The 11,974-nt window shown below is 46.7% G+C and carries 13 protein-coding genes; 2 read left to right on the forward strand and 11 right to left on the reverse strand.

Features of this window, described 5'->3' with window-relative positions:
- Positions 1 to 7 precede the first annotated feature (7 nt).
- The 3 genes from ACIGBN_RS09220 to ACIGBN_RS09230 form a co-directional block, all read right to left on the reverse strand.
- Entirely contained in the window at positions 8 to 1,813 is a 1,806-nt protein-coding gene (locus ACIGBN_RS09220) for an acyl-CoA dehydrogenase C-terminal domain-containing protein (RefSeq protein ID WP_396664999.1), read from the reverse strand.
- 209 nt (positions 1,814 to 2,022) lie between these two features.
- Positions 2,023 to 3,063: a CobW family GTP-binding protein gene (locus ACIGBN_RS09225; RefSeq protein ID WP_396665001.1), complete on the reverse strand. Its 1,041-nt coding sequence runs from the start codon at positions 3,061 to 3,063 to the stop codon at positions 2,023 to 2,025.
- Positions 3,064 to 3,090: 27 nt separating this feature from the next.
- Entirely contained in the window at positions 3,091 to 3,624 is a 534-nt protein-coding gene (locus tag ACIGBN_RS09230; protein WP_396665003.1) for an RNA methyltransferase, read from the reverse strand.
- Positions 3,625 to 3,817: 193 nt separating this feature from the next.
- Between ACIGBN_RS09230 and ACIGBN_RS09235 the strand changes: the two genes are divergently transcribed.
- Positions 3,818 to 4,678, forward strand: a complete 861-nt coding sequence (locus ACIGBN_RS09235) for a TraB/GumN family protein (RefSeq protein WP_133001409.1) — start codon at positions 3,818 to 3,820, stop codon at positions 4,676 to 4,678.
- Positions 4,679 to 4,709: 31 nt separating this feature from the next.
- Here the strand turns inward: ACIGBN_RS09235 and ACIGBN_RS09240 are convergent, their stop codons facing one another.
- Positions 4,710 to 4,907 carry a CPXCG motif-containing cysteine-rich protein gene (locus tag ACIGBN_RS09240; RefSeq protein WP_396665005.1) on the reverse strand — a complete coding sequence of 66 codons (198 nt, stop codon included), beginning with the start codon at positions 4,905 to 4,907 and terminating at the stop codon, positions 4,710 to 4,712.
- A 204-nt stretch (positions 4,908 to 5,111) separates the two neighbouring features.
- Between ACIGBN_RS09240 and ACIGBN_RS09245 the strand changes: the two genes are divergently transcribed.
- Positions 5,112 to 5,876 carry a class I SAM-dependent DNA methyltransferase gene (locus tag ACIGBN_RS09245; RefSeq protein ID WP_396665007.1) on the forward strand — a complete coding sequence of 255 codons (765 nt, stop codon included), beginning with the start codon at positions 5,112 to 5,114 and terminating at the stop codon, positions 5,874 to 5,876.
- A gap of 84 nt (positions 5,877 to 5,960) precedes the next feature.
- Here the strand turns inward: ACIGBN_RS09245 and ACIGBN_RS09250 are convergent, their stop codons facing one another.
- The 7 genes from ACIGBN_RS09250 to apbC form a co-directional block, all read right to left on the reverse strand.
- Positions 5,961 to 6,170, reverse strand: coding sequence for a hypothetical protein (locus ACIGBN_RS09250; RefSeq protein WP_341562819.1), 210 nt, complete (start codon positions 6,168 to 6,170; stop codon positions 5,961 to 5,963).
- 140 nt (positions 6,171 to 6,310) lie between these two features.
- A complete protein-coding gene (locus tag ACIGBN_RS09255; protein WP_396665009.1) occupies positions 6,311 to 6,958 on the reverse strand; it encodes an NAD(P)H-binding protein in 648 nt (215 codons plus the stop codon).
- A gap of 122 nt (positions 6,959 to 7,080) precedes the next feature.
- Entirely contained in the window at positions 7,081 to 8,079 is a 999-nt protein-coding gene (locus tag ACIGBN_RS09260; protein ID WP_133001414.1) for a branched-chain amino acid aminotransferase, read from the reverse strand.
- Between the two features lie 274 nt (positions 8,080 to 8,353).
- Positions 8,354 to 9,229, reverse strand: coding sequence for a diguanylate cyclase domain-containing protein (locus ACIGBN_RS09265; protein ID WP_396665011.1), 876 nt, complete (start codon positions 9,227 to 9,229; stop codon positions 8,354 to 8,356).
- 182 nt (positions 9,230 to 9,411) lie between these two features.
- Positions 9,412 to 9,852 (reverse strand): hypothetical protein, encoded by a 441-nt coding sequence (locus ACIGBN_RS09270; protein ID WP_396665013.1) that lies wholly within the window; start codon positions 9,850 to 9,852, stop codon positions 9,412 to 9,414.
- A 214-nt stretch (positions 9,853 to 10,066) separates the two neighbouring features.
- On the reverse strand, positions 10,067 to 10,654 hold the full coding sequence (gene dcd / locus ACIGBN_RS09275) for a dCTP deaminase (RefSeq protein WP_133001417.1): 588 nt from the start codon (positions 10,652 to 10,654) through the stop codon (positions 10,067 to 10,069).
- Positions 10,655 to 10,663: 9 nt separating this feature from the next.
- Positions 10,664 to 11,734 (reverse strand): iron-sulfur cluster carrier protein ApbC, encoded by a 1,071-nt coding sequence (gene apbC / locus ACIGBN_RS09280; RefSeq protein WP_133001418.1) that lies wholly within the window; start codon positions 11,732 to 11,734, stop codon positions 10,664 to 10,666.
- Between the last annotated feature and the right edge of the window lie 240 nt (positions 11,735 to 11,974).

Consider the following 11,974-nt stretch of genomic DNA (forward strand, 5'->3'; position numbering starts at 1 on the left):
GTTTAGCTTAAGCGTTCAGGAAGAGAAAGTTATCTTCATCCATGGACAACAAGTTATCCGCTCCAGACAACATGGCTTCGGCATGCGCTCGAGTACGTGGCAATAAACGCTCGTAGTAGAAGGTCGCTGTTTGCAGCTTCGCTGTATAGAAACCCACTTCATCCGAACCTTGGTCTAATTTGGTTTGCGCCGTGATCGCCATACGAGCCCAGAAATACGCCAATACGACATAACCAGAGAACATCAAATAATCCACCGATGCCGCCCCCACTTCGTCTTTATTACGCATCGCTTTCATGCCAATTTTCATGGTGAGATCGCCCCACTCACTATTGACCTTGTCTAGCGCGGAAATATACGATTTGAAGCGTTTGTCGCCTTTGTGCTCTTTGCAGAATTTGTGAATAATTTTAGTGAATCGGCGAAGTGTCGCCCCTTGGGTCATCAGCACTTTTCGACCCAATAAATCCAACGCTTGAATGCCTGTGGTGCCTTCATACAACATAGCAATGCGGCAATCACGAACGTTTTGCTCCATGCCCCACTCAGCAATATAGCCATGACCACCAAACACTTGGAGACCTTGGTTAGCAGACTCAAACCCAGTTTCTGTTAAAAAGGCTTTAGCAATAGGCGTCAACAGAGACATCAACTCATCCGCTTCGGCTTTTTCTTCTGCGTTGCCTCGCTTGGTTTTATCCACCAACAAAGAACAGTAATGGATCATTGCTCGACCGCCTTCCGCGAACGCTTTTTGCGTCAGCAGCATACGGCGAACATCAGGATGGACTATGATAGGGTCAGCGGCTTTCTCTGGGGCTTTCGGTCCAGACAAAGAGCGCATTTGCAGACGATCTTTCGCGTAAGCAACGGAGTTTTGTAATGCCCATTCAGAATGCGCAAGACCTTGCAGTGCAGTACCTAGGCGCGCCGTGTTCATAAAAGTAAACATGCAATTAAGGCCGCGATTAGGTTCGCCAATCAGAAAGCCTTTGGCGCCATCAAAGTTCATCACACAAGTGGCATTGCCATGAATGCCCATTTTATGTTCGATAGAACCACACGCAACCTGGTTACGATCACCGATATCGCCGGCTTCTGTGACATTGAATTTCGGGACAATAAATAATGAGATGCCTTTGGTGCCCGCTGGCGCATCTGGCAGTCGAGCCAACACGATATGAACAATATTGCCTGCCATATCATGCTCACCCGCGGAGATGAAGATCTTCGTGCCTGACAATGCATAACTGCCGTCTGAATTTGGCTCAGCTTTGGTTTTAAGCATGCCCAAATCCGTACCACAATGCGGCTCAGTCAAACACATGGTACCGGTCCATTCACCGGACACCAATTTGGTTAAATAGGTTTGCTTTTGCTCTTCTGTACCATGCTGCTCAATGGTATTCATAGCACCATGACTCAAGCCTGGGTACATACCCCAAGACCAGTTAGCCGTCGCGATCATTTCCGTGATCATCATGCCCAATGAATCGGGAAGACCTTGTCCACCCACCTCTTCAGGATGAGACAAAGAAGGCCAGCCGCCTTCGACATATTGCTGATAGGCTTCTTTAAAACCATCAGGCGTGGTAACAACGCCGTCGTTAAACTGACAACCTTGCTGGTCACCAATGCGATTAAGAGGGGACAAAACGCGCTCTGCAAATTTAGCGCCTTCTTCTAAAATCGCCGACACCATATCAGGCGTCGCTTCTTCGCCACCGGGTAAATTTGCATAATGAGCATTGATATCCAATAGTTCTTCAGTCACAAATTTAATATCACGTATGGGTGCTTTATATTCAGGCATAGCCTATAACCTCTTATTGTTTTTATCGTGCCTCGGTTCGGTAAACAAACCCAGTTCTATGGTAGAAAGGGTCGTCCATCGGCTCGATTCTCTCAATAACAAAAGACACCAAGATTAATGACAAAATTAATCAGTGGTGATTTTTTCTGTTATTAACAGCCATAATAAAACAACATGAAGAAGACTATAAATAAGATGTTATCCGGTATTTAACGAATTTTAGACACAAATTCTAGGATTTTTTGCGACCAAGTACTTTCATCAACACCAATCACCTCGCAGCGACTCGTTTGATGCCAAGGTGACATTTTCATAGATAAAACACCCCTAGAGGCATTAACAAAAAGCGCCTGCTGTCGATCTAGGGCAAAAACCCCCTTAATACGATAGATCCCTGGGTCGCCCATTAATGCATCCAGACCATTGCGCAATTGGCTTTCATCAAAAATACGACCTTGTGGCCATTGCCATCCCATGACCTTCATACCTTCTTGCTGCTTCACGTAATGGTCACTTGCTTTGCCTACCAGTGCTTGAGAGCGCCTGTCACCGTGGTCGTGGTCGTGGTCGTGGTCGTGGTCGTGGTCGTGGTCGTGGTCGTGGCTATCATGCGTTGCGTTGGTCGTATCGACAACCCCCTGCGCTACGATCAAACAAGGGTCTAGATCTGACTCTAAAAGGGACATAGGGTCCTTCATCACCAGTTGTTCAGGCTGCAACCCTCGAGCTTGGCAATAGCGCATCAATCTCTTTGTATCCGCTTCGCGGTATGCTGACACATGGCTTGCCACTAAGACATTGGCACACTCTAGCTGATCGTTAAAAATCGCATGTCGTGTGTAGCGTTCATCGGCTAGGTTGCGCGCATCGAGCACACAAAATGCCCCAGTGACCAACAAGACATCTTGATATTTTGGTGTCTTTAACGAGTCAATAATTTGTCGCGGATGCCCTAATCCGGAAGGCTCAATCAGAATTCGGTCAGGGTTTTGCTCACGTATCAGTTGGTTTAATCCCTGAGCAAACGCCGCCGAGGTCGTACAGCAAACACAGCCTCCGGGGACTTCCTTAATCGCCACGCCGCTATCGCTCAGTAAGGCGCCATCCAATCCAATTTCACCAAATTCATTGACCAGCACAGCCCAACGCTCATAGGCTGGCGCTTGCGCTAACAAGTCACGAATTAAGGTGGTTTTACCTGCCCCTAAAAAGCCCGTGATAATAGTGACCTTAATCCCTTGATAACGCATTCATGTCTCCGCTAAAACAGCAACACACTAAGCGTGCTTAGTGCGCACTTTAACATTGTTATTCACGTCTTTACTGCTACGAATCAGCTCATCATCGGCCACCGCACGAGAGGATTTTGCTAAGCGATCGTACAAGACAACATTCACCGAGGCGGCCAAATTCATGCAACCTATTGTAGGCACAAACACCACATGATCCGCACGATCTACGACTTTCTGGCTGATGGTGCCATCTTCTGGGCCAAACACATACAGCGCCTTTTCAGGGTGTTCAAATGCCGGCAAAGGCGTCGCCCCTTGAATTAGATCCACACACACAATTTTTGTCTGTGCATCCACCGCATCAATCAATTCGTCCAGACCAAGTGACGCTATGTTAATTAAAGGAATGGATACATGGGCCTTCTTCGTGTCTGTCGACAATTTAGCCGCGCGGTCGTAGCGCTGGCCAGAGTACAAGACTTGATCCACTTGATAACAGCCAGCGGCACGCATAACTGAGCCAACGTTTGAGGTACTTTTCGGGTTTGTTAGACCAATAGAAACAAAATCAGTATTCATATGGGGTTAGATAGACCTTAAAAGAACGAAGCGCCGTTTAAAAAAGACGCAATGAAAGAGCACAAATAATACCATCCTTTTGGTCAATTCCTATTAATAAGGCAACTCCTCGCAAACGCCCTGTGCCAATTGCTCCCACCCTTCGATTCGGGCTATGCTGCTTTTCTTTATGCCACCATTACGAGTAAAAGCGATGTCATTCATTAAAAAATGTGGTCTAACCCTTTTTGCCGCCGCGGCGTTTCAAACCCAAGCAGCATCGGTCTGGAAGGTTATGTCAGGTAACAATGCATTATATTTAGGCGGCACTATTCATATTTTATCTCCCGATGACTACCCACTTCCGACGGCCTATGATGAAGCTTATCGCGCCTCGGATAAGGTCATTTTCGAAACAGACATTAACACCATAAATTCTCGTGAATTTCAGCAAAAAATGGTCAGCCAACTCTCCTATTCCGACGGCACCACCATTGACCAAGTTCTAAAGCCAGAGACTTACCAAGCCCTCGCCCGCTTTCTAGAAGCGCGCCATATTCCCATGGACAAAATTGCCCCTTTGAAGCCGAGCTTAATCGCGATGACGCTCAGCGTGATGGAATTGCAATCCTTAGGATTCACCAGCGAAGGCGTAGACCAATATTATTCAGCAAAAGCCACCCTCGACCACAAACATCAAGGCTGGCTAGAAGCCCCTCAAGACCAGATTGATGTACTAGAAAGCATAGGGGAAGGCGACGAAAGCGAGATGATAGATTATTCTCTGCAAGACATAGAAGACATGCCCAATACCATTGACGTACTAAGAAAAAGTTGGCGCGATGGCAATATGATCGCCATGGCTGAGGCAACCATTACCGACTTTAAAGAAGACTACCCAGAGATATACGAAGAACTATTGGTTGCGCGAAACAAGCATTGGTTGCCGCAAATCGAAGCCATGCTAAATGACAGCAGCACGGAATTTGTCATGGTTGGGGCCATGCACCTTGCGGGGCCAGATGGATTATTAGCCCAGCTAGAAGCCAGTGGCTATCAGGTTGAAAAGCTGTAAAACACGCAGCCTAGCAGCATTAAAAACGAGACTAAAAAGTCTCGTTTTCTGAATGCACAGACACCCGCTCTGAACCATCGGTTGCATCCTGCACATGAAATACAATCGGCTGACAACAGACCTGACAGTCTTCGATATATTCTTGAGGCTCGTCCAATAGTTCAACGCTAACACTGATTATTTCACCGCAATAGGGACAGGCAATGTCCGTTTCAATCAACTCGCCCATTGGTCGCTTCCTCACCTTTTTTAACGTGCTTTTAAATCTAGCACACCCATCTTGCCAATAGGCTTATTTTACTCCCCTTTACCCAGACAATTACCCCCAACATCACAGGGGCTGTTTAGGCTTCGCAAAAGGCAAGGATTGATATATGATGCGCCCCTCATTTTTCTCGCCGTCTTTTTGCACGCGGCGCCTAGCAAGGTAATTATGTCTTATAACGCGTTATACAGTGACTTGTCTGGTTATTATGATCTTATGTGTGCCGACATTGACTATCAAAGCCAAAGCAACAGCGCCCATCGTCTGAATCAGATTTTTGGCAATGGTGGCAAGCAGCATTTAGACTTGGCTTGCGGCACCGGCCCTCACATTGCTCACCTAATGCAAGATGGCTTTACTTGTCGCGGCTTGGATATTAATCAGCCCATGTTAGACATTGCCAAACAACGCTGTCCAGACGCTGAGTTCGCACAAGGCAATATGTGCGCCTTCGAGACGGAACACCCATTCGACTTAATTACCTGCTTTTTGTATTCGATACATTACAGTGGTGACTTAGACAACCTAAAAAGCTGCATCAAAAGCGCCTACCAAGCCTTAACTCACGGCGGAGTTTTCTATTTTAACGTCGTGGCTAAAAGCCAGATTGATAATGCGCTGTTTGCCAAACACAGCGTGCAACAGGACCAAGATCTGTTCCACTTTAGCTCAGCGTGGCACTACATTGGTCATGGCGAGAAACAAACGCTCAACGTGCGAATCGACAAAACAACCGATCAACAAACACTCACTTGGGAAGATGAACACCCGATGGTGGCGCTCAATTTTGATGAATTGCAAACACTGCTCGCACCGTATTTTGACGTGCATGTGTTTGAACATAACTATGACAGCATTACACCGTGGGACCACAGCTCAGGCAATGCCATTTTTGTTTGTGTAAAACGCGAGCAAAACCACAACGAACGTTAGAGTCATAACCCTAGAGGCGATGAACGTACGAACCATCAGGCTTTATGATGCATAAAGCCCTAACGCCTCTCTTTGGAAACCAGGCTATTTGCTTTTCCAAATCGTCGCCACGGCGCGTTCAGTCCCCAGAAAACCAACGATATCGCAAACCAGCCCCACCGCTAAAAACACCACAATCGGAATCACACCACCAACTTCTGAAAATTTCACCGACAATGACAAGGACGCGATCGACAACGCACAAAACAACAACCCAATCACGATCAAGATTTTCCGATGAGAAGGTTTATACACATATTCCTCTTCCCCCTTTTCAAAAGGAGCAAGAATGAACGAAAACCCTTTTCTTAATGACTCTTTCATAGAAACCTTAAAATAATAACGATTAGCGTAAAATGCCTGCAATAAGGGTGCCGATAACCATCCCCCCCCCCTTACTCAACAAACACATCCTGCAACGCAAAAACGGCCAAACCGCTGCCATCAGATTGGCTGACTTGCGCCATTTTTATGGCGACTTCAGTCCCTTTAATTGGACGATAACGCCGTAGCCAAGGCAACACGAGCAACACTGGAGACAGGAGACTAGCAAGCACCTCACCGAAACGAAAATCCGCACGTGCACCAAGCAACAAAGAGGGTTGAAATAGACTGGTACGAGGAAAAGGCAATGCCTTGATGCGATCTTCTAGCTCACCTTTCATGCATAAATAGGCATTTCTGCTGTTGGCATTCGCACCACTTGAAGACACTAAAAGATAATGGGATACACCTTGTTTAAGAGCAAGCTTCGCGGCATTCAGTTGATAGTCCAAATCTACTTTTCTCTGTGCTTGAATCGACCCCGCTTGCTTTAACGTTGTGCCCAAACAAGAAAACAACATATCGGCGGTAAAGTAGTCGGCATAATCCTCAAGTCGATCAAAATCCACCACCTGATTTTCAACTTTCTCGGCGTCATGACGGGCTGGGCGTCGCGTCAGCGTCACCACCTTGGTGATCGCTTCGATGCCCACCAACTGATCCACCAAGGCGCGACCCACCAAGCCTGTCGCGCCAATAACAACGGCTGTTTCCCCCATACTTTACGCCTTTCGATTTGTCTCGTTCAATTTATGCCATGGGCTGACCATACGCCAACACAAAAAAAAGGCCAGAGACACAGCCTCTAGCCTTTTTTATAACACGATTTTATTCGCGAAAGTTACGCGATTTTTGTTAACCAATTATGTGTATCTGGCGCATTGCCCCATTGAATGTCATTCAATGCTTTACGCAATTTTTCAACAACCGGACCAGGTTCGCCAGAACCTACCTTGATGTCTTCGCCATTATGAATAAATGTACCAACAGACGTTAGAACAGCGGCGGTACCAGATAATGCGGCTTCAACGCCAGGTTTTGCAGCACGCTCAAGCAATTCTGCCACGGTAATATCGCGCTCTGTGACCGTCATACCCAGGTCAGCAGCCAATGTCAGTACAGAAGAACGAGTGACGCCATGTAGGAAGCTGCTGTCTAGCGCTTTGGTAATAATTTCATTGCCGTCGATTAACAAGAAGTTCGCCGCACCGGTTTCTTGAACATCGCCATTTGGGCAGAACAAGATTTGATCCGCTTGCAGGTCAGCTTTGGCTTTCATCGTTGGGCCAAGCGCACTGGCATAGTTACCACCGCTTTTGATAATGCCCATATGTGGTGCACAACGCATGCCTGTTTCATCCAATAGCAAACGTAATGCTTTTACGCCGCCAGTAAAGTAATCCCCAACAGGAGACAATAAGATGTACAGCATAGAAGAGACACTAGGCGTAGCGGCTTTACCAATCGCAGCTTCTGTACCAATGTGCGTAGGACGAATGTACAAAGACCCTGGTGGCTCAGGCACGTCGCTCGCAAATTCAGCGACCGCGTCTAAAATCATTTGAGATACTTGTTCTTTATCGATCGTTGGCAACGCCAATAGCTCGCTGCTTTGAGCAAAACGGTTGATGTTCTGATCCATGCGGAACACATGAATACTTCCATCCGCATGACGAAACGCTTTTAACCCTTCAAAACAAGTACTTGAGTAATGTAGAACATGGGCACCTGGGTGCAACTGAATGCTCTGTGCAGAAACAAGCTCTGCTTTACTCCACTGATTATTCTCAAATGTCGTCATTGCCATCTTAGGCAAAAACACGCTACCAAAAGCCGCCATTATTGTGTCCTATTAAGTCAGATGAATACGATCCAATGTCGCTGTGATAAACGGGCGAAACGCTCTCTTATGATAAAAAGCCTGCCCTATGGTAGTTGATAGTAAATCAGATTAGTGCCGCAAGAAAGCGAATCAGAAAAGCCATTGCCCGCAAATAGGCTATTTCCAGTATTTTTGCGTAATTCAGCAACAGGAGGCGAAAAAGAAAGGAGGACTGGGTATCACGACGTAAGGCTTACCAGAAGAGATGAGGACGATAACACTGAGCTGAGGGTCATATCGTAAACACGGAAATTTGATTTCCTCCTGCGTGTTTTGATTGGTACATTGCATGGTCTGCGTGTTGAATCAAAGCCAACACCTCGTTAGCGTGCTCAGGATAATGCGCAATACCGATACTGGCCGTCACATGAAATTCAAAACCATCCAGAAAATACGGCGCTTCAATTTCCGAGCGAATTTTCTCTGCCACCTTGTAACTGTCCTCTGCGACATTGATGCTATTGAGCAACACCAGAAACTCGTCACCCCCTTGCCTTGCCACACTGTCCGACTCACGTACGCTTGAGGTCAATCTACTGGCAATCTTTCGCAATAGTTTGTCGCCCATTGTATGACTGTAGCGATCGTTCACTTCTTTAAAGCCATCGATATCGATAAACAACAAAGACAATAAGGTGTTTTCCCGTCTGGCTCTGGTTAACCCTGTTTGCAAGCGATCCAAAAACAGCGAACGATTCGGCAAATCGGTCAATGGATCATGGCGTGCCATGCGCTCTAATCGAGCCTCCATTTGCTTACGCTCAGTAATATCATGGGCAACGGCAATGCGCAGCTGATGCTCTTCCGACCAACGAGCAGACCATAAAACATGAACAACACGACCACTCTTATGAACCCAGCGATTCTCAAAACGAGGCTTCAACTCACCTTGTAACATATGCTCAACCGTTTCATGGGTTTTCTCTACGTCTTCTGGATACAGCATGATGTCCATCGGCTTGCCAATCACTTCGCTTGGCGCATAACCAAACAAATCTTCGAAAGCAGCACTCACAAAAACAAACTCCCCTTCACGGTTGACGACACAAACCGCATCAAGCATCAGCTCTAATACATCAGGAAGACTAATAAAATCACTTATTTTCATATAACCGAACCCCTCTTTCATACAACAAGATCCCTAAAAAACATCCTGTTGTATTCGGGTTAAATGCTTGTTTTGTGACAGTTAACCTAATAATAGGTTCATTTATTCGCTTTTGTCTTTGTAAAATTCAGAAAAATGTCATGAAAAAGAAAAAAATGCACAAAACAATCAAGCCGATGCGATTAAGGCGCCAGCTTCTTCGTGTCGTCGTAATAAATCGCCCGCCCAGTCACACGGGCTTTCGGCAAAGAAAAGCCAGACCCTATGGAGGTACCAACACCGCCACTGCCTAAAGACAGCCCTAACCCTGTTCCCAAATGCTCAAAAGAACTTTCTGAAACCTGATCCAATATCACACCATTGGCGCCAATCTTAGCGGCTTGCTCTTTGAGCTCAACTTTGGCTTTTTCCAACCTAGCGTCATCAGAAAAGCCTTTTTCACTGGTGGCTTTCACGGTACCAATCACCTGATAAGAGAACGTCGGTTTATGGGAAAAAAGCGCCACTTGTTCAGGGTCAATTTCAGGGCGTTTATCGCCGGTTAACTGATAAGAGCCTGAGGCGCACCCTTGCAGTAACAAAGAGAAAAGAAGTATCGAGATAAAAGGTATTATTTTTAACATGCTAACCCACAGTGAATACGTAAAATGTTGAACCAAACCTTACGAAAACGGCAAGTAAGGCGCCACAGAACACTACTTTGAAGATATACCACTTTGTGAGTTCGTACCAAAAACCACTGGATTAAAAGCGGCTAAGTTTCTTTATCTTGAGGCTTCCCTAACAATCCGCCATAAAAAAAGAGGCGCTTGCCTCTTTTTTAAACACCGTTAGAATTTAGCTTTTATCGCCCGATATGCGACTGCCTACCGCCGACGTCTGATTCTTATACTTGGCATTGTCGCGTTTGTTATAAGGACGCTCTGCAGAACCGGACATGGTTTCGAAGTTAATCGCTCCTATGGTCATGCCTGGGCTCAGCGCGATGGGCAATTTGCCACCGTTTAAGAACTCCAAAACAATGCCGCCGCTCCAACCTGGATCAATTCGATGGGCCGTTACGTGCACCATCAGCCCCAAACGCGCCAAAGAAGAACGCCCATCTAGCCAGCCAACCAAATTGTCAGGCAAGGTCACCGATTCTTTCGTCACGCCCAAAACCAATTCACCAGGATGGATAAAGAATGGCTTACCATCCTCGACCAAAATCTCTTCGCTCATGACCGATTCAATGACTTTATTTAAATCGGCTTTCGAACTACTAAGGTCCAGATAAGGCGCTGGATGACCTTGGAACACACGAAAGGAGTTCCCTAATCGAAGGTCCACGGAGACGCCACTAATTACGCTATTATCTGGGCGAGGGTCTATGGTAATGGCACCTTCATCTAAGGCTTTAATGATATCTCGGTCACACAAACGCATTTCTATTCCTTAATCGTCACTCATGCCAATAGTCGGCATTGCAAACTGGTTATCTTGTTGGGACGCAAGAGTAGCACCAAGCTTACGCGCAATCGACTGATAAATGCCGGCCGCTTCGCTTTCTGGCTCACTCACTACAACTGGATTGCCCGCGTCACTGTGCTGACGAATCGCCAAACTCAGCGGCAATTTGCCCAATACATCAACGTTATATTCTTTTGCTAAGCTGGTGCCGCCTTCGTCACCAAAGATGGCTTCATGGTGTCCACAGTTCGAACAAATGTGCGTCGACATGTTTTCCACCACGCCCAACACAGGGATTTTCACCTTATTAAACATCTCAATGCCACGACGCGCATCCAACAAAGCAATGTCTTGCGGCGTGGTGACAATAACAGAACCCGCCACCGGCACCTTCTGCGATAAGGTCAGTTGAATGTCCCCTGTGCCCGGCGGCATATCGATGAATAAATAATCCAAATCGTTCCAGTCGGTTTGCGTCAAAATCTGCATTAAGGCGCCCGTCACCATAGGCCCACGCCAAGCAACCGGTGTGTCTTTAGTGGTTAAAAACGCCATCGACATGACTTGCACGCCGTGCGCCATAGGTGGAATAAAGATCTTTTCATCTCGAACTTCTGGACGGGTGCCGTCCGCAAAGCCCATCATCATGCCTTGGCTTGGCCCATAAATGTCCGCATCCAGAATGCCCACGCGTGCGCCTTCTTTCGCCATCGCCAATGCCAGATTGACCGTAGTAGTGGATTTACCCACTCCGCCTTTGCCTGACGCCACCGCGATGATGTTTTTCACCCCAGTAAGCCCAGGAATATTTCCTTGCGTTGCCTGACTTACTACCTGATGCTCAAGTTCCACAATCAGCTCACGAGGGTCCGCCAATAAAGTGCGAATACGCTCGGTTAATGCTGCTTTTTCTGTCTGGGCTGGGTAACCCAAGCTTAGGGTAAGATGTAAGCGCGTCGAGTCCCCTACTACTTGCCAGACAGCGCCATACGCTTGACCGCTGTTCTGATCGATTAGTGTTTCTAATTGAGCCTGTATTTGGGCATCGGTTTGCATACTTCTCTCCAACAAAGCGGCGGCGTTATCTATAAACAGTCCAATCACTGAGCATAAACAGACACGACCGGCTTTTTAATAAGTCGTTGTGACGAAAATTTTTAGAATATGTGCCAAGTGTGGGGGCAAAATGCAGAAAAGCAAGTCAAGCTATTGCACACCACTGAAGGGCTCTTATAATTACGCGATCTATTTCGTTATCAATGGTTAGGCTCTTTTAGCGTTCTTCGACTTAGTCCT

Source organism: Marinomonas sp. NPDC078689 (genome assembly GCF_044542435.1).
GTDB classification, from domain to species: domain Bacteria; phylum Pseudomonadota; class Gammaproteobacteria; order Pseudomonadales; family Marinomonadaceae; genus Marinomonas; species Marinomonas arenicola.

Coding starts and splice junctions, on each gene's coding strand:
- ACIGBN_RS09225 (WP_396665001.1), bottom strand. CDS start 3,063: ATGCGTTATCAAGGGATTAAGGTCACTATTATCACGGGCTTTTTAGGG.
- ACIGBN_RS09220 (WP_396664999.1), bottom strand. CDS start 1,813: ATGCCTGAATATAAAGCACCCATACGTGATATTAAATTTGTGACTGAA.
- ACIGBN_RS09245 (WP_396665007.1), top strand. CDS start 5,112: ATGTCTTATAACGCGTTATACAGTGACTTGTCTGGTTATTATGATCTT.
- ACIGBN_RS09255 (WP_396665009.1), bottom strand. CDS start 6,958: ATGGGGGAAACAGCCGTTGTTATTGGCGCGACAGGCTTGGTGGGTCGC.
- ACIGBN_RS09260 (WP_133001414.1), bottom strand. CDS start 8,079: ATGGCGGCTTTTGGTAGCGTGTTTTTGCCTAAGATGGCAATGACGACA.
- ACIGBN_RS09235 (WP_133001409.1), top strand. CDS start 3,818: ATGTCATTCATTAAAAAATGTGGTCTAACCCTTTTTGCCGCCGCGGCG.
- ACIGBN_RS09230 (WP_396665003.1), bottom strand. CDS start 3,624: ATGAATACTGATTTTGTTTCTATTGGTCTAACAAACCCGAAAAGTACC.
- ACIGBN_RS09265 (WP_396665011.1), bottom strand. CDS start 9,229: ATGAAAATAAGTGATTTTATTAGTCTTCCTGATGTATTAGAGCTGATG.
- apbC (WP_133001418.1), bottom strand. CDS start 11,734: ATGCAAACCGATGCCCAAATACAGGCTCAATTAGAAACACTAATCGAT.
- dcd (WP_133001417.1), bottom strand. CDS start 10,654: ATGCGTTTGTGTGACCGAGATATCATTAAAGCCTTAGATGAAGGTGCC.
- ACIGBN_RS09240 (WP_396665005.1), bottom strand. CDS start 4,907: ATGGGCGAGTTGATTGAAACGGACATTGCCTGTCCCTATTGCGGTGAA.
- ACIGBN_RS09270 (WP_396665013.1), bottom strand. CDS start 9,852: ATGTTAAAAATAATACCTTTTATCTCGATACTTCTTTTCTCTTTGTTA.